Annotated in this window: 15 protein-coding genes; 13 read left to right on the top strand and 2 right to left on the bottom strand. The window is 27.9% G+C overall.

Annotated features, from left to right (window positions below; genetic code table 11):
- Nucleotides 1-395: 395 nt before the first annotated feature.
- The 9 genes from BFL38_RS06490 to BFL38_RS06450 all read left to right on the top strand — a co-directional run bounded on the left by BFL38_RS06490 (nt 396) and on the right by BFL38_RS06450 (nt 10,038).
- On the top strand, nt 396-1,316 hold the full coding sequence (locus BFL38_RS06490; protein ID WP_069726291.1) for an ABC transporter permease: 921 nt from the start codon (nt 396-398) through the stop codon (nt 1,314-1,316).
- A 19-nt stretch (nt 1,317-1,335) separates the two neighbouring features.
- Nucleotides 1,336-2,319, top strand: coding sequence for an ABC transporter permease (locus BFL38_RS06485; RefSeq protein ID WP_069726290.1), 984 nt, complete (start codon nt 1,336-1,338; stop codon nt 2,317-2,319).
- A gap of 25 nt (nt 2,320-2,344) precedes the next feature.
- Nucleotides 2,345-3,322, top strand: a complete 978-nt coding sequence (locus BFL38_RS06480; RefSeq protein WP_069726289.1) for an ABC transporter ATP-binding protein — start codon at nt 2,345-2,347, stop codon at nt 3,320-3,322.
- Nucleotides 3,323-3,373: 51 nt separating this feature from the next.
- Complete coding sequence (locus tag BFL38_RS06475; protein WP_069726288.1) at nt 3,374-4,336, top strand: ABC transporter ATP-binding protein; 963 nt, start codon at nt 3,374-3,376, stop codon at nt 4,334-4,336.
- A 22-nt stretch (nt 4,337-4,358) separates the two neighbouring features.
- Nucleotides 4,359-5,933, top strand: a complete 1,575-nt coding sequence (locus BFL38_RS06470; RefSeq protein ID WP_069726287.1) for a hypothetical protein — start codon at nt 4,359-4,361, stop codon at nt 5,931-5,933.
- Between the two features lie 16 nt (nt 5,934-5,949).
- A complete protein-coding gene (locus tag BFL38_RS06465; protein ID WP_069726286.1) occupies nt 5,950-7,587 on the top strand; it encodes a glycosyltransferase family 39 protein in 1,638 nt (545 codons plus the stop codon).
- 86 nt (nt 7,588-7,673) lie between these two features.
- A complete protein-coding gene (locus BFL38_RS06460) occupies nt 7,674-9,275 on the top strand; it encodes a peptide ABC transporter substrate-binding protein (RefSeq protein WP_069726285.1) in 1,602 nt (533 codons plus the stop codon).
- Between the two features lie 71 nt (nt 9,276-9,346).
- Complete coding sequence (locus tag BFL38_RS06455; protein WP_069726284.1) at nt 9,347-9,790, top strand: MarR family winged helix-turn-helix transcriptional regulator; 444 nt, start codon at nt 9,347-9,349, stop codon at nt 9,788-9,790.
- 35 nt (nt 9,791-9,825) lie between these two features.
- Nucleotides 9,826-10,038: a hypothetical protein gene (locus BFL38_RS06450; protein ID WP_069726283.1), complete on the top strand. Its 213-nt coding sequence runs from the start codon at nt 9,826-9,828 to the stop codon at nt 10,036-10,038.
- Here the strand turns inward: BFL38_RS06450 and BFL38_RS06445 are convergent.
- Nucleotides 10,035-11,222 (bottom strand): hypothetical protein, encoded by a 1,188-nt coding sequence (locus BFL38_RS06445; protein ID WP_069726282.1) that lies wholly within the window; start codon nt 11,220-11,222, stop codon nt 10,035-10,037. The two genes, BFL38_RS06450 and BFL38_RS06445, sit on opposite strands and share 4 nt — an antisense overlap.
- A gap of 142 nt (nt 11,223-11,364) precedes the next feature.
- Between BFL38_RS06445 and BFL38_RS06440 the strand changes: the two genes are divergently transcribed.
- Entirely contained in the window at nt 11,365-12,216 is an 852-nt protein-coding gene (locus BFL38_RS06440) for a D-glycero-alpha-D-manno-heptose-1,7-bisphosphate 7-phosphatase (protein ID WP_069726281.1), read from the top strand.
- 36 nt (nt 12,217-12,252) lie between these two features.
- Here the strand turns inward: BFL38_RS06440 and BFL38_RS06435 are convergent, their stop codons facing one another.
- On the bottom strand, nt 12,253-14,652 hold the full coding sequence (locus BFL38_RS06435; RefSeq protein WP_069726280.1) for a chemotaxis protein CheA: 2,400 nt from the start codon (nt 14,650-14,652) through the stop codon (nt 12,253-12,255).
- 153 nt (nt 14,653-14,805) lie between these two features.
- Between BFL38_RS06435 and BFL38_RS06430 the strand changes: the two genes are divergently transcribed.
- From BFL38_RS06430 to BFL38_RS06420, 3 genes are read left to right on the top strand one after another with little or no spacing between them, the layout of a single operon-like run.
- Nucleotides 14,806-16,113, top strand: a complete 1,308-nt coding sequence (locus BFL38_RS06430) for a UDP-glucose dehydrogenase family protein (RefSeq protein ID WP_069726279.1) — start codon at nt 14,806-14,808, stop codon at nt 16,111-16,113.
- 3 nt (nt 16,114-16,116) lie between these two features.
- A complete protein-coding gene (locus BFL38_RS06425; RefSeq protein ID WP_069726278.1) occupies nt 16,117-16,638 on the top strand; it encodes a metallophosphoesterase family protein in 522 nt (173 codons plus the stop codon).
- Nucleotides 16,631-17,794: a DUF6348 family protein gene (locus BFL38_RS06420; RefSeq protein WP_069726277.1), complete on the top strand. Its 1,164-nt coding sequence runs from the start codon at nt 16,631-16,633 to the stop codon at nt 17,792-17,794. Before BFL38_RS06425 ends, BFL38_RS06420 begins: the two co-directional genes overlap by 8 nt.
- Nucleotide 17,795 lies beyond the last annotated feature (1 nt).

The following is a 17,795-nucleotide window of genomic DNA, read 5'->3' as shown; positions in this document are numbered from 1 at the left end:
ATCTCTTAACCGCACGCAGAGTGATACTATAATTACAGATGAATTAATAATAACAATTTAAATTATATAAAAAATTTTGCTTACCGTGCGTTGAATGTATTTTTAAATTTAGTATGTATAGAATAATGAAAAACTTCTTAATTTATATACGCATTAATTTTTGATTTTATTTTTTTAAAGTTAATTCTTGATTAGAAAAATCATAAAACTTTTTGTTATTGTTTATTTGAATTAATCTAACTTAGTAAGTAATACATGTTTTTCAAGCTAAAATATGTTATATCTATATCGCTTAAACAAAATTTGCTTTTTTTAAAGTTTGACAAAAGTTAATTTTTATTAGATAATATAATGTCAATAAAAATTTGTCAAAAAATTAATTAAAGGTATTGTTTATGTTTTCTTATGTTGTTAGAAGATTATTAGTATCACTTTTAACCCTTTTTGTTATAGTAACTATAACATTCTTTTTGATGCACACAGTACCGGGGGGACCTTTTGTAGGAGAAAAGCCTCTTAGTAAGGTTGCTCTTGAAAACTTAAATAGAAAATACGGGCTAGATAAACCATTAATAGTACAGTATGGTAATTATCTAAATAATGCTTTAAAAGGTGATTTAGGTACATCACTTACTAAAATAGGACAGTCGGTTTCCGGAACTATTATAAGAGCTTTTCCAGTGTCATTTAGGCTTGGAATATTCAGTATGTTTATTTCTACTACTATAGGGGTATTATTTGGAATAGTTGCGGCATTGAGGCATGGTAAATTTGTAGACAGGGCTGTAATGGTGGCAGCTACTTTGGGTATAGCAGTGCCTAGTTTTGTAGTTGCTACAGTTTCTATTATAGTATTTTCTGTAAAGCTGAAACTTCTTCCTGCTTATGGTTTTGATTCTTTTGCTCAATATATAATGCCCGGATTTGCTTTGTCTTTTAGTTCTTTAAGTTTTATGGCTAGGCTTATGAGAAGTTCTATGCTTGATGTTATTCATCAGGATTATATAAAAACAGCAAGGGCTAAAGGTATATCAAGAAGCATAATAATATTTAAACATGCCTTAAGAAATGCTATTATACCAATAGTTACTTATATAGGACCTCTTGCAGCAGGAATACTTACAGGTTCATTTGTAGTTGAGAAAATATTTAATATACCGGGACTTGGAAGATACTTTGTTGAAAGCATAACACAAAGAGATTATCCTACGATATTAGGTGTTACTATATTTTACGGGGCTTTTTTAATAGCTATGAATTTCTTGGTTGACTTATCTTATGGTATTATAGACCCTAGAATAAAAATACAGGATTAACTATAAGGGGGAGAGTATAATGGAAGAGAGTTTGGATAAATCATTATTTGTTAAAGCTACCGATGAAGAAAAGGCTTCAGCTGAAGTAAAAAGAGAGAGTGTAACATATTGGCAGGACGCATATAGAAGATTTAAGAAAAATAGAGTTGCTTTAGTATCTATTATAGTTATTGGTATTATAGCAGTTCTTTCTATTATTATACCTATAGTTTCAGAATATGGATATGCTCAGATAAACAGAGGAGTAGAAAATAGCCTTCCTACTTTTGAGCACCCATTCGGTACTGATACTTTGGGAAGAGATTTGCTTGTAAGATGTATGATAGGAGCTAGAATTTCGCTTTTAATAGGTATAGTATCAGCTACTTTAGTTGTAATAATAGGTATAGTTTATGGTTCTATATCAGGATATTTCGGCGGGCTTACTGACAGTATTATGATGCGTATAGTTGATATAATAAGTGCTGTTCCTACACTTTTGGTAGTTGTATTATTATCAGTTGTACTTAAAGCTCCTATGGATAAATTATTTTTGCAAAATGAATCATTAAGAGGTATAGGTCTTTTAGGCCCTGGACTTTTCAGTATATTTATAGTTATATCTCTGCTTTATTGGACTAATATGGCAAGAATGACAAGAGGGCAGATTTTGGCATTAAAGGGGCAGGAGTTTGTAACTGCAGCCAGAGCTTTGGGTACTCCTCACAGCAGAATAATTTTCAAGCATTTAATCCCTAATGCTATGGGTGCTATAATAGTATCAGCTATGGTTCAGATACCTAATGCTATATTTGTAGAGGCTTTTTTAAGTTTCTTAGGTTTAGGAGTTAGTGCCCCTATGGTTTCACTTGGATCTCTTACTTCTAATGCGGTAAGCGGTGTTTATTCTTATCCTTATCAGCTTCTTTTTCCTGCTGCTTTGATAAGTATTATAATACTTTGTTTTAATTTGGTTGGAGACGGATTAAGAGATGCATTAGACCCTAGAATGAAAAACAGATAAAGAAGTTTATAAAGGCGGTATACAAATGGAGAATAATCATTTATTAGAAATAAAAAATTTAAGCGTATCTTTCTTTACGCCTCTTGGAGAAGTTAAGGCTGTTAATAATATTTCTTATAATTTGGATAAATCTAAAGTTTTGGGTATAGTAGGGGAGTCTGGAAGCGGTAAGAGTGTTTCCGCTTATTCTATTATGGGACTTATTGATGAACCCGGTAAAATTATGAATGGGGAGATACTTTTTGAAGGTACTGATTTGATAAAACTTTCAGAGCATGAAAAGAAAAAAATCAGAGGAGACTCAATCTCTATGATTTTCCAAGACCCTATGACTTGTCTTAATCCTGTATACACCATAGGCAATCAATTAATGGAAGCCTTGACTACGCATCAAAAAATAAACAAAACTGATGCAGTAGAAAAAATAGTTGAACTTCTTACATTGGTTGGTATTAATGAGCCTAGAAGAAGAATAAAACAATATCCTCATGAGCTTTCAGGCGGTATGCGTCAGCGTATAATGATAGCTATGGCACTTGCTGGGAGTCCTAAAATACTTATAGCTGATGAGCCTACAACTGCACTTGATGTTACTATACAGGCACAGATACTAGAGCTTATAAAAGATATACAGAAAAAAATACAAATGGCTGTTATACTTATTACTCATGATTTTGGCATTGTAGCTGACATGGCAGATGATATTATAGTAATGTATGGAGGAGGTATAGTTGAACGCGGAACTGTTTATGATATATTTGAGCGTCCTAAACACCCTTACACATTGGGGCTTTTGAAATCACTTCCGCGTATTGATATAAAGCAGGATAGGCTTATCCCTATAGAAGGAACACCTATTGACCTTTTAAATATGAAATCAGGCTGTCCTTTCAGCACCAGATGCGAAGAATGTATGAAAGTATGTATTGATAATAAGCCTCCTATAACAGAGTTTGAGAAAGGACATTTTTCAGCCTGCTGGCTTCATCAAATGCCTAAATAATTTTTTATTTAATGATAAAACAGTAAATATAGTAAATAAAAGAGAGTTTTTATGAAACCTTTAATAGAAATACAAGATTTGAAACAACATTTTAAAATCAAAGGCGGATTCTTTGGAAGAAGCATACAAACAGTAAAGGCCGTTGACGGAGTATCTTTTACCATAAATAAGGGAGAAACTTTCGGACTTGTTGGAGAGTCTGGAAGCGGAAAAACTACTTTGGGAAGAACTCTGCTTCATCTATATAAACCTACAAGCGGAAAAATCTTTTTTAATGGCGAAGAAGTTAATAATGAAAACTACCGTAATTATGCTAAAAAGATGCAGATAATCTTCCAAGATCCTTATGCCTCCCTTAATCCTCGTATGACTGTTGAAGATATAATAGGGGAAGCTCTCGATGTACATAAACTATATTCTACAAAAAATGAAAGAAGGGAAAAAATTATTAATCTTCTTAAACTTGTAGGGCTTAATGCAGAACAGGCTCAGAGATATCCTCATGAGTTTTCAGGCGGACAAAGACAGCGTATTGGTATAGCAAGAGCCTTAGCAGTTAATCCGGAGTTTATAGTTTGCGATGAGCCGGTATCTGCATTAGATGTATCTATACAGGCACAGATTATAAATATGCTTTATGATATGCAGCAGGATATGGGGCTTACTTATCTTTTTATAGCTCATGATTTGGCAGTGGTGCGTCAGATATCAAAGAGAATAGGTGTTATGTATTTGGGCAATATTGTAGAGCTTACAGACAGCGAATCATTATATACAAAATCGCTTCACCCTTATACTCAGTCTTTGATTTCTGCAATACCTATATCAGAGCCTTCTATAGCTAAAACTAAACAGAGAATAATACTTTCCGGTGAAATACCTTCTCCGATCAATCCTCCTTCGGGCTGCAAGTTCAGAACAAGATGTCCTAAAGCTGAGGCTGTTTGTGCTGAGAAAGTGCCTGAGTTTAGAGAAGTAGAAAGCGGTCATTATTGTGCTTGTCATTTAGTTTAGCATTTTGTCGGAAAAAATTAAAATGAAAAAATTGTTTATTATTTCTATATTTGCAGCAGTTGTTTCTTCAATATTTATACATTTTTATGCTTTTAATAAAACAGCTATTTATATAGATCCTATATACCATTTATATGATATGAAGCAGTATTATGAAACAAAAACTATACCTGTTGTAGGAAATAGACTAACAAATCCTTTAGATGTAAGAGATAATACTACTTATGCAAGAATACCGGGCGGATTTTATTATATACTTTATTTATTATGTTATACTTTGGGAGGAGCATCTATTACCGGTGCTAGAATTATTTATATAATACTTTGTGCTTTAATACTCATTATATTTTTGTTTTGGGTATATAAAAAGTTTTCTCTGTACTTATGTGCAGTTTTGTCAGCATTAATTCTTACTAATGGCTATGTTATGTTTTCATCAAATGATTTTTGGAATCCTAATATACCATTGATGCTTTCTTTTATACTGTTTATAATGTTTTCTGAATATGTATCAAATAATGATGATAAATTAGCTTTTACATCTGCAATGATGATTTTTCCTATAGAAGCATTAATGGCTCAGGGTCATATTGCTGTATTTTTCTCTGTTGTTCCAACTACTATTATTTATCTTATAATAAGATATAAGAGAACTTTAAAATATATTAAAGCTCATTTGCTTGGTGTATTTATTGCTTTTTTAACTTATTTGCCTTATTTGGTTTCAGAGATAAAAAATGGATTTTTTAATATGAATTTAATGCTGAATATGCAAAGTTCTTCTGTGTTTAAAGGTCTTCCTCAAGTTTATTCTATACTTATTTTTCCTACAAATGAGATTTCTGTCTTATATGGTACTAATTCAACACCTGTAAATTATTTTTGGTTTAGTGAAAATACTTTTATTATAGGTATGATATTTTTAGCTATTACTGCTGTTATTTCTTTAGCAGCATTTATATATTCTATAATATTTCTTATTAAATCAAGAAAAAGCGAATCAAAAATCCCAACATATATTATTGAAAGAGAAGGCTTTATATTTTATTTACTATTTATACCAGCCACTTGTTTTACATTTTTTATATTTAAATCAGTACCAGGTACATTCAGATACTTATATGGAATATTTGCTTTTTCTTTTATAACTATAATAATATTATTTAATGAATTATTAAAAAATAAGAATAAACTGCTTATGATTTCTATAATACTTATCACATTAAATAGTATAAATATGGGTTTTTTACATTTGACAAGATATTATAATTTATTTGAAGCTCCATATACAGAGAATAAATTTAGAAATATATTAACTGCTATATCTAAAGATGCTGAAGGCAGAGCTTTTAAAATAATACCTTATGATGAGAATTATTTTGATAATATGAAGCTAGCTTATTTTCCAAATTTAGATTGGAATAGAGATGATAATTCAAAACTAGTATATTTTATTTATTATGAGGTTGAAAATATAAGGCTAAAAACAACAGGTAAATCAAAACCTTATGATGATATATTAAATAATTTACCTACTGATGCCGAAATGATTTCCGGTGATGATAAGCTGAAAGTTTACAGATATGTAGAGAATTGATTTATTAGGATTAAATATGAGTGATGCAAAATTAAATGTTTTATTAAAATTGTTAATTGTATTATCTATTATAATAAGTTTAATATCCAGCTTTTATTTTCAAAAAGATTATTTTTTATCTAATGATAATGAACAGCATTTTTATGAGATGAGAACAGCTCATGATAATAAAGAAATTCCGCATACAGGTGCAAGATTAGTTACAAGCGGACTTTTAGTTGATGATATAGCAAGAGTTCCGGGAGCTGGGTTTTATTCTAAATTTTTACTATTATTTAATTTGGGCGGAGAAAATTATTATACCGCTAGAATTATTGATGTTAGTTTATATTTATTAGTTTTATTTATATTTTTAATTTGGATTTATTTTAGATTTGGTTTTGTTTCTGCTGCAATTATGACATCATTTATGGCAGTTAACTGTATTATATTTGAAGCTGTTACTTCTTTTACTAATCCTAATCCTGTCGTAATGTTTTCATTTTTGTTTTGTATGTTTTTTGTAGAGTACTTGAGAGATGAAAAATATTCAAAAGTTTTTGCTTCACTTTTATTTCCTGTTTTAGCTATTATGGGGCAATTTCATTTTGCTGTATATTATGGTATAGTTCCAACTCTATTAGTTTATTTAATCATTAAAAGGGATTATTCTAAAAAATATTTTAAATATTTAGCTTTAGGAGTATTCATATCATTTTTATTGTATTTACCGTATTTAATAGCTGAGATTCAAAATGGATTTAATAACTCTTTAAAGATGATTAATTTATCAAAAGGTTATACTGTACCATTTTATAAACGCTTCCCTCAAATATATGCACAAATAATATTTCCTACTTTTACATTAAATAAATTTGATGTGAAAACAGCATTAACATATTGGGGTATATTTAGTCCTATAGTGATAATTACAATAATAGTTTCTCATGTTATAGTAATTGCTTCTTTTGTATATTCTATTATGTTTTTATATAAGAAGGATTTATTTAGAGGTAAAAGATTTAAAAATGATGCTGTATTAAAAGAAGTATTATTCTTTTATTTTTTGTATATACCTGTGGCTATACTTTGTCCTATGATTTTAAAAGGTAAAGGAGGCGGATATGTTTATCATTTTTCTATGTTTGCATTATCTTTCTTTACTATTTTATTATTTACAAATTATTTATATTATGAAAAGACTAAATTATTTAATTTGTTAATAATATTTATGTTTATTCATATTCTGGCAGTTCCTTGGCATTATTATAAACAAAATGACTATTTTTCTTTGATAGGTAAAAAACAAAGGCTTACTTATGATATTGTAAAAAACATGGCTAAAGATGCTGATGGAAAACCTTTTACTCTGTATTCAAGAAATATTTTTAATTATGCTATGAATTTATTTTTAACTAAAAAAGAAAATGCTTATACTAATCAAGATTATAAAATAGAATATTTAATAACAGAAAATACAAATTCATCATTGTATGCCAAAGATGATAGTAATATAAAAATAATACCGCATCATAATTTATCATTATATTATTGGTATAGTACCTCAAATAAGCCGGATTTTGATGATAATAGCGAACAATTTTTATTTGACAGTAATTCTGTATTAATTTATACAAATGAGCTGTTTAATTTGTATAGAAAGAAATTAAATTAATTTTGTTATATAAAAATATTTTTGTTGACAAAACTTCATAATAAAATATAATTTCACACATTAAAACCATACTAAGGGTAGGTACGATGAAAAAGTTTTATTTAATTTTAATTTCTTTAATAGTTTTTGCTTCTTGTTCAAGTAAAAAAGTTAATGACGAGAATACTGTACATGTGAATTTAGGTGCAGAACCAAAAACCATAGACCCTGCTTTGAATATAACATTGCAAGGCTCTACCTATGTAACTCATTTGTTTGAGTGTTTAACTACAAAATATAAAGATATTGCTATTCAGCCCGGAGCTGCGGAAAGTTGGGAAATATCCGAAGACGGACTTACATATATATTTCATTTAAGAACTAATGGAAAATGGTCTGATGGAAAACCTTTAACTGCACATGATTTTGAATATTCATGGAAAAGAGTAGTTGATCCTGATACGGCAAGCGAACCTAGTTATTTGTTTGAGCCTATACTTAACTTTTCTAATGTTAATGGCGGATATATGCCGGTTGATGAGTTTGGAATAAAGGCTATAGATGATTATACTTTAGAGGTGAAATTAGAGTACCCTACAGCCTATTTTTTGGAGCTTGTAAATTTACCTGTATTTTCACCGGTAAGAAAGGATATGGTGGAAAAAGATCCTGATAATTGGACTAGAAACCCTAAAACTTGTATAGGAAACGGAGCTTTTGCTTTATATGAAAGAAAACCAGATGAAAGCATTACCGTTGTAAAAAATACTAATTATTGGGCAGCTGATACGATAGTTGCTGAAAAAATTAAATTCGTTCTTATGGATAATCCTAATTCAGCAGTTGCAGGAGTAAAAGAGGGTTCTTTACATTTTTCAGATCAGTTTCCTTATCAGGATATAGATACTTTGAGAGAGGAAGGCTATATTGATACTGCAACAAGAATAGGTACTCAGTATTATGCGTTAAATACAACTAATGAAACTTTAAAAGACAAAAGAGTAAGAAAAGCTTTATCTCTTGCAATAGACAGAAACTATATAGTAGATAATGTATTAAAATCCGGTAAGCCTGCAGGAGCTCTAGTGCCTTGGGGAGTTACAGATGTTGAGGGATATTTCAGAGATAATGCTGGTGAATATATAAGCACTAATAAAGAAGATTATAAAAAGAATGTAGAAGAAGCTCAGAGATTAATGGCTGAAGCAGGATATCCTAATGGAGAAGGATTTCCTGTATTAGAGTTTTTTGTTACTTTTAGTAATGATATACCTATGTTTGAAGCAGTTCAGAATATGTGGAAAGTTAATCTTGGAATAGATGTTAAACTTACCCAAATGGAATTTGCCCCATTTATAAATGCATTTAGAACAGAAAGAAATTATACTATGGCAGCAGCAAGCTGGACAGGAAGCTATAATGATCCTACTACTTTTTTAAGTATGTTTGTGAGCTATTCATATAAAAACCACTCTTTATTTACAAATAAGGCTTTTGATGATGCTATCATTGCCGCTTCAAGAACTATAGATCAGAACATCAGAATGCGTGAACTTCATAAAGCTGAAAAAATACTTATAGAAGATGAAGCTGTTATAATACCTATAGCATATTTTGAACCGGCTGTATTAAAAAGTCCTAATTTAAAAGATGTGTTTTATATACCTTTTGCTCAATATAAGTTTTCATACTCTTATTTAGAAAAATAAATATTGATTTGTGAAAAAAAATGTATATCATGTAGTATATGCGTAAATTTGATTGCTGAGGAAAAGTTATTATGGAAGACATTTTTATAGGGAAATTGATTAAAGAATTGCATACTACTTTAGACAATAGGTTTAATAGATTTTTAGATAAACATAAACTTACATCTTCCCAAATGGATATATTGATGTTTCTTTACCATAATGAAGAAAAAGTTATAAATCAGAGGGATATAGAAAATTTTCTGGGTTTGAGTAATCCTACAATAGCAGGTACTTTATATCGTCTTGAAAAAAAGGGTTTTATAAAAAGAAAAGTAAGCTTAGAAGATAAGAGGTATAAAGAAATATATCTTACCCAGAAAAGTAAAAAATTGAAAGAAATTGTATTTGAGGATATTAGAAAAAATAATGAAGTTATGTTTTCTAATATGACTGATGAAGAAAAAGAAACTTTAGTATTTATAATAAATAAACTTCTTAGTAATATACATGATAAGGATAACCCTTTTAATTAATTTTATGAGAATTAAAAAATGATTTTACAAATAAAATGCAGAGAGCATTAAAATATATATTGAAATCATCAAAATATGAAAGAATTATTCTTTTGGAAATACTTGGATATTTGTATATTTTAGAAGCCAAAGAAGAAAGAGAGTACAGGTATACAGAATTATCAGAAAAGTTAATGAATTGGAGGGGAGGAGACTCCTATAATAAAATTAATGCTAGAAATATATTTGGTAATTATTTATCAATTTAATTTATATACATTATTGGCATTACAAAACATACAAATATAGAAAATACTAAATATACATATATAAACATTAAATGCTTATTATCTATGACTATATTTAAAGTATTATTATACTCTCTGTTTTGAAATGACTTTATAAAAGATTTTATAGTATTTAAAGAAATTAATATTAAATGTATTAAAAATAGTATATTTAAAATGATTAATATTAATTTATTAGGAGTAAGTCCGTAATTTACTATTCTGTATATAGTTGCAGTTATAGTTAATATATCAAAGAGTAATGCGAATATTGGCACTATAAGATACATTGCTTTTATGAATATATTTGATTTTTTATCCATTCTTGCGAACATCAAATTAATTATAGTTAATGATAAAATTATATTATATAATATATATACAAATCTATTATTATATGGTCTTGCTTCATAAGGCAGCATGAAAAACATCATTATAAATATAGAAAACAAGTTTATTACTAAAAAGAATCTTGAAAGATAAATCGATATTACAGATTTGGTATTATTATATATGTAGTATGATATAAATGGTATGAATCCGTATAAAAATATTATAGAACATATAACAAATTTTGCTATTGTAAACCCGATTCCTGTTGATGCTGAAAATAATTCCATTATAGAAAATCCAACTATAAAAAGGAGAGAAAATAATATACTTAAAATGGTGCTGCTTCCTGTATTAATTATTAAGAACCATATAAAAGTATCTGCAAATAAAGTAAAAAAGTCAGATATAGAATCAGTATCTGTTACATTAAATGAATTATATGAAAGCATCATTATTACAAAGAATATTATATTAAAAAATATGAGTCTATTTATTAATATTTGAAAGTCTGGAGTATTTGCAGGAGGCATATAAACATAATTAAAAGATATATTAGAAAAAATTGCTATTAAAGATATAAATAAAAATGATAAAAATGTAATGAAAATAAGTTTTTTATTTAAATTATTTACATGAAAAATTATAGTAAAACAAAATAAATAAAGACTAATAAAAAAATGAATATTCAAAAATATTGGAAATATATAGCCTCTATCCATGTTTTGTAATGTAAGTATATAAATACATACAGGAATAGTTGATATTGCTGGTATTAATATTTTTAAATAATTAAATTTTTTTATATTATTTTTTGTAGTTAAATTATTATTCATCTCATAATCTCCGTATTATTGCTTAAATAATATATATCATAAACAAAAAAAATCAATTATAAATAATATAATGCTTTTTGTTGAAAAAAGTGTTTTTTTATATTAAACTTGGATAATCATAAATCATATAGGATTTTGGATTATGTATAATAATATAGAAAATTATTTTTATGAGTTTTATAAAAAGTTGGATAGAGATTCTGTATTAATGTCATTAGATTTTAATACAGAGAATGAATTATCAGAAAACTTATATACTATAGATAAAAACTATAAAGTAATAAAAAATGATATAACAAATATTCTCTCAGGATATTCATTCAATGATAATTTATTGATTCATAATGGAAAAATATACGATAAATTAGAAATCAATGATAATAAAGAATATATAAATGAATTGATATATAATGCATTTAATAAAAATATATTATATGCCATACCTTTATATTTTGCAGATGATACTAAAAAAATTAATAAGGCATTATTTTTAGATAGGGATGGTATATTAATGGAGGATGTGGGATATATAGGAACTACTGACAGAGTAAAAATAAAAAAAGAGTTTATTGATGTGGTAAAATATGCAAAGGATAAAGGTTATATAACAATAGTAACAACCAATCAGGCAGGAGTATCATACAATTATTATACTAATGAAGATGTTAATAATGTTCATAAATATATTTACGATGAATATAAAAAAGGCGGTGCTGTTATAGATGATTTTTATTATTGCCCTTATCATATAAAAGGACATTTAGAACCATATAATATAGTTTCTATGCTTAGGAAACCTGAAGCAGGAATGCATTTGCTTGCTTCAAAAAAATATAATATAGATTTATATAATTCTTTTATGATAGGCGACAGAGACAGCGATATTATAAAAATACCCTATCTTAAAACCTTATTAATACAAACTGATGTTTATGAAATAGAAAATAAAAAAAATATAGTAAAAATAGATGATATATATAATATTATCAAATAGAAATCATAAGAATATTATTATCTACTTTAAGCTAATTTATTGCGGTATTTCAGGTATTTCATTATTTTTCAATCTTTCAATAAAGCTTCTTAAATCATTTTTGCTGCCTTGATTATTATTAACTTTTCCTCTTTCAATGATTCTCTTAGTACCAAGACTTACTATTGTTTGTATGTCCAAAATAAAGCTTACAGTACCATCACCCAAAACAGTAGCACCAGCTAAACCTTCGCTTTTTGTGATATTATCTTTAAGAGTTTTAATAACTATATCCTGTTCGCCTATTAGGTTATTAACAAGCAAAGCAACTTTTTTACCTTCAGAAGAAAGTATAACAGCGTAGTAAGATTTTATATTGCTGTATCTTGAAGGAAGTCTGAATAATTCTTTGATGCTAAGTACATTAATAACATCATCTCTAACTTTAATAACTTCTATTCCTTCCAATTCCTGAATATCTTTAACATCTATTTTTACAGTTTCTAATATACTGTTGATAGGAACTGCATAATATTCTTTTTCTGCATCAACTATAAGAGCCTGAATAATGGCAACAGTAAGAGGAATTCTTAAGAAGAAAGTAGAACCTTTTCCCCATTCTGTTTCTATACCCACAGTACCATTAATTTTTTCAAGACTTTTCTTAACAACATCCATACCAACACCTCGTCCTGATACATTTGTAATTTTAGCAGCAGTAGAAAAACCCGGAGCAAATATATATTCAAGCATTTGTTTTTCAGATAGTTTAGTATCAGCAGAAACAAGTCCTTTTTTAACGGCACTTTCAAATATTTTCTGGGGTATCATTCCTTTACCATCATCAGATATTTTAATAATTATCAAGTTGCCTTCATGCGAAGCACCTAAAACAACTGTACCTGTTCTAGGCTTACCTGCTTTTTCTCTGTCTTCAGGATGTTCTATACCATGGTCCATTGCATTTCTGATAATATGTACTAATGGATCTACCAATACTTCAATAACAGATTTATCTAATTCTGTTTCTTCTCCGTACATTTCTAATTTTACTTCTTTACCTAAATCTCTTGATAAATCTCTTATAAGACGAGGGAATCTGTTGAAAGTTTGAGCTATAGGAAGCATTCTTATTTTCATTACAGTTTCCTGAAGTTCATTTGTTACCCTAGTAAGAAGCTGATAAGAGTTTCTGAATTTATCTAAAGTGTTTTTAAACTCTTCTTCCATTTTCACAATTTCATTTAATTTATTATTGAATCCATCAATGTAAGTATTTCTAATTTCTTTGGCTTCTTTTTTTTGCAAATGCTCTTCAAATTTTCTAAGTATCTGAACAATACTGTCTCTATAGTATCTTTTTACTTCATTTATTCCATTACCTATTATTTTTTGATATGAAGTAAGATCATCATCATATTGTACATAAGAACTTTTATTTGTTACAAGCTCTCCAACCTGATTCATCATAGCATCTATTCTATCACTTTCTACCCTTAAGAATGAACTTTGTCTTTCAACTTTATGCTCTTTTCCTCCTTTGGCAGCAGCATCAGGTTTTTTTGCGGCATTTGAAGCAGGTGCGGCAGCTTCTTTAGTTTTTTCTGCTGCTTCTTTTTGTTTTTTCTCTTGAAGGAATTTTTCATATTCCTCTAATATAATGTCTTCAATAGATATTTCTTTAGTAACATCAGGCAATGTAATAGCATCTATTATAGTTTTATCTTCATTAATGGTAGCAAGTATATATGTAACATGCTCATAAAACTCATCTCCCTCCAAAGATTCTAAAGGAGGAATACTTCCCATTATTTCGCCTACATCTTTTAAAGCAACGAATACCTGAACACCTCCAACTGTTCTCATAGGGCTTTCAGGATCAAAACTTACATGAACTAATTTGGTTTTTACACCCTCTTCAACATTATCTCTTATTATACCTAATAAATCATTATCATTTGGAAGAAGTTCATATTTATTAACTTTTTTTTCGGCTTCAGGAGATGATGCCTGAGCGGCAGAAGATGCAGCAGGCGAATCATTGGCAGGTGCAGAAGGGGCAGTACCTAATTTCATATTTTTAAAATCTTCTAATTTTTTAATTTCAGCTTCTATATCTCCCGAATACTCACTTTCTTCGCTTGCAGTATTAATAAGGTCTTTTAATATATCTATACCTTTTAAAAGCACATCTATAGTAGCATCATCTACTTCTATTTTATTATTTCTTATTAAATCTAGTAAATCTTCAAATCTGTGGGCATATTTTTGAGTTTCAACTAGCTCTACAGCACCGGCACTTCCTTTTAGGGTATGAACCGCTCTGAATATTTCCTGTATAGCATCAACATTATTTCTTTCATTATCTAAAATAAGAATATTTTGTTCTAGTCTGTCAAGCATTTCAAATGCTTCTTCAAAGAAATCTTTAAGCAGACTTTTTATATAATCATCCATTTATACGCCCCGTAAAAATTTAAAATCTTATTATATATTATCGTAAAAAGTTAAAAATATCTATAGTAAATAATATTTTGCTTGAAAATATAATAATTTATTATATGATAAAAACAATTAAATGTCTACTTTTTATTTTAAAGGAGTATAAAAATGAAAATATGTATAATAGGTACAGGTTATGTAGGACTTATTACAGGTGCATGTTTAGCTGAAATGGGAAATTATGTAATATGTGTAGATAATGATGAAGAAAAATTAAAAAAACTTAAAAATGGTATTACCCCTTTATATGAACCCGGTTTAGAAGAACTTATTCTTGACAATGTTTCTGAGGGAAGATTAGAATTTACTAATGATTTAGATTATGCTGTAAAAAACTCTATAGCTTGTTTCATTGCTGTTGGAACTCCTTCAGGCGATGACGGAAGCTGCGATTTGAGTTTTGTACTTTCTGTGGCTAATGAGATTGGAAAGTCTATGAACGGATATAAAGTTATAGTAGATAAATCAACCGTGCCTGTTGGAACTCATAAATTAGTAGAAGATGAAATAAAAAAACATTACAGTGGAGAGTTTGATGTAGTTTCAAATCCGGAATTTTTAAAACAAGGTGCTGCGGTTGATGACTTTTTAAAACCTGATAGGGTAGTTATAGGTTCAAATTCTGAAAAAGCTATAGATATAATGAGAGATATTTATAATCCTTTTACAAGAACAGGAAATCCTATAATAATAATGGATGTTCGTTCTGCTGAGATGACTAAATATGCTGCTAATGCTTTTTTGGCTACTAAAATATCATTTGCCAATGAAATTGCTAATATATGTGAAAAAGTAGGTGCTAATGCTGATTTAGTTAGAATTGGTATGTCAAGTGATAAGAGAATAGGAAATCAGTTCTTATTTCATGGTTTGGGATACGGCGGAAGCTGTTTTCCAAAAGATGTACAGGCTTTGATAAAAACAGCATCTGATTATGGTATAGATTCTGATTTGCTTAAAGCCGCATATCAAGTTAATGTTAATCAAAGAAAAATTTTTGTAAATAAGATTTTAAAACATTATAATAATGATATTAAAGGTAAAACATTTGCTTTATGGGGATTAGCATTCAAACCTAGAACTAATGATATGAGAGAAGCTCCTTCTATTACTATAATAAATATGCTTTTAAATGCGGGTGCTAGTATTAGAGCTTATGATCCTAAGGCTTTTGATAACGCGAAAGCTATATTTGGGGATAAAATATATTATGCTGACAATTCTTATGATGCTTTGAAAGGTTCTGATGCTTTGATTTTAGTTACAGAATGGAACGAGTTTAGAAGACCTAATTTTGATAAAATAAAAGAGCTTTTGAAAGAACCGATTATCTTTGACGGAAGAAATCAGTATGATAAAAAAAGAATGGAGGAAAGAGGTATTAAATACATATCATTAGGTGTTGCAGATAATTAATATATGATATATTTTATTTCAGATACTCACTTTTTTTATATGCCTTCAAGCAGAAAAAATGTATTTGATGACTATGAAGGTATGCATAATTATTTAATAAATAAATGGAATGAAAAAATAAGCGAAGAAGATGATGTATATATAGTAGGCGATTTTTCCAACGATAGAGGATATTTAAAAACTACTGAGTTATTAAAATCATTAAATGGTAATAAATACCTTATAAAAGGTAATAATGATAAATTTTTAAATAATAATAAATTTGATAGAAATCTATTTAAATTTATTAAAGACTATTATATTTTAGATATAACAAATTACAGCAGTATTATTAAAAAAATAGTTTTATTCCATTATCCTATATTGGAATGGGAGGGCTATTATAATAATAATACTATGCTTATACATGGACATTGGCATAAAGATAAAAAATATCATAATTTAGCATTCAATATTGCATGTGATATTCATAATTTTAGCCCATTGTCTATTAATGAAATATTAAAAATGGTGCTAAATGAATAATCATAAAGATATACTATTAAATAGGCTTCATACTACTATAGATCATAAAAATGAAATAGAAAATGACTGCATTAAATTTTTGAGTTATGATATTACTATTGAGCCTAAAATAGTGCAGCTTGAAAAGAAAAAAAGTATATTATGCACAATATATTTTTATGTTAAAGCACCTCTTTTTGATAATGTTTTTTTTGAATCTTCTTCAAGCATAGCTTCTGATGAGTATAAAGCCATAGAGTTATCTTCTGATAATTTTGTATATTGTGCTTTACAGGGTATATTGGATTTTCTTTCAGGCATACATCATCATGATATAGAAACTTCAATATTAGGTAATAAAAAGATTTTTACAGTATGCGAAAGTCCTATATTAGGTCTTGGAAATATAGATGACAAAGAAGATTTTTATAATGATTATATTGGCTTTGATGATAAAAACGGATATTCTAGTTTTTTATGGAATTGTATATATAAGGAAGTTCCTTTTATACTTTCAAATAATAGAGTAAGTTTTATAAAAACTTATGCTGCCAAAATGCCTAATGATGATATTATAGTAGAATGCACAATAAATAATATTCAGAATAAAACATTAGAAAACTGTGTTCAAAATGAGATTATTAAATGGGATAATAATGGAGAGTTCTTTTCTATAAAGCAATTTTTCTTCATACTTCAGTCGGATACTACTTATATGAAATATCCATATACAAAGGAAGAAATTGAGTATTTTGTTATGGAATATGTATTAGAATTTGAAAAATGCGGTTTTAATTATGATGAGTTTATTAAAAATATAAAAAAATTAATATCTGATAATAATATAATAGAAGAAATGATAAATTTTGTACCTGAAATATGCGCGGAATATGCTTTTAAAGATGCTGTTTTTAATGATAGGGTAGATGTTAATATAGGAAATAATCATTATAATGTATTGAAAACACAATTTACAAGCTATGGATATATTGAGGATTCTTTAATAGATGGCTTTTCAAATAAAATTTTTAAAAAGGAAAGTTTTAATGAATTAGTTCATATAAGTAATTCTTATCATATAATATATGAGGCTATGCAAAATGATAATGATATACAAATGAATGATATATTTGTTTCTATTACTTTTAATTTCTCTAATGAATATAAATTTATATAAG

Source organism: Brachyspira hampsonii, assembly GCF_001746205.1.
GTDB lineage: Bacteria > Spirochaetota > Brachyspiria > Brachyspirales > Brachyspiraceae > Brachyspira > Brachyspira hampsonii_B.
The sequence above is the reverse complement of the archived record's forward strand: the minus strand, read 5'-3'. Positions and strand labels throughout refer to the sequence as shown.

Excerpts from the sequence above, each read along its gene's own strand:
- BFL38_RS06490 (WP_069726291.1), top strand. The coding sequence starts at position 396 with ATGTTTTCTTATGTTGTTAGAAGATTATTAGTATCACTTTTAACCCTT.
- BFL38_RS06485 (WP_069726290.1), top strand. The coding sequence starts at position 1,336 with ATGGAAGAGAGTTTGGATAAATCATTATTTGTTAAAGCTACCGATGAA.
- BFL38_RS06480 (WP_069726289.1), top strand. The coding sequence starts at position 2,345 with ATGGAGAATAATCATTTATTAGAAATAAAAAATTTAAGCGTATCTTTC.
- BFL38_RS06475 (WP_069726288.1), top strand. The coding sequence starts at position 3,374 with ATGAAACCTTTAATAGAAATACAAGATTTGAAACAACATTTTAAAATC.
- BFL38_RS06470 (WP_069726287.1), top strand. The coding sequence starts at position 4,359 with ATGAAAAAATTGTTTATTATTTCTATATTTGCAGCAGTTGTTTCTTCA.
- BFL38_RS06465 (WP_069726286.1), top strand. The coding sequence starts at position 5,950 with ATGAGTGATGCAAAATTAAATGTTTTATTAAAATTGTTAATTGTATTA.
- BFL38_RS06460 (WP_069726285.1), top strand. The coding sequence starts at position 7,674 with ATGAAAAAGTTTTATTTAATTTTAATTTCTTTAATAGTTTTTGCTTCT.
- BFL38_RS06455 (WP_069726284.1), top strand. The coding sequence starts at position 9,347 with ATGGAAGACATTTTTATAGGGAAATTGATTAAAGAATTGCATACTACT.
- BFL38_RS06450 (WP_069726283.1), top strand. The coding sequence starts at position 9,826 with ATGCAGAGAGCATTAAAATATATATTGAAATCATCAAAATATGAAAGA.
- BFL38_RS06445 (WP_069726282.1), bottom strand. The coding sequence starts at position 11,222 with ATGAATAATAATTTAACTACAAAAAATAATATAAAAAAATTTAATTAT.
- BFL38_RS06440 (WP_069726281.1), top strand. The coding sequence starts at position 11,365 with ATGTATAATAATATAGAAAATTATTTTTATGAGTTTTATAAAAAGTTG.
- BFL38_RS06435 (WP_069726280.1), bottom strand. The coding sequence starts at position 14,652 with ATGGATGATTATATAAAAAGTCTGCTTAAAGATTTCTTTGAAGAAGCA.
- BFL38_RS06430 (WP_069726279.1), top strand. The coding sequence starts at position 14,806 with ATGAAAATATGTATAATAGGTACAGGTTATGTAGGACTTATTACAGGT.
- BFL38_RS06425 (WP_069726278.1), top strand. The coding sequence starts at position 16,117 with ATGATATATTTTATTTCAGATACTCACTTTTTTTATATGCCTTCAAGC.
- BFL38_RS06420 (WP_069726277.1), top strand. The coding sequence starts at position 16,631 with ATGAATAATCATAAAGATATACTATTAAATAGGCTTCATACTACTATA.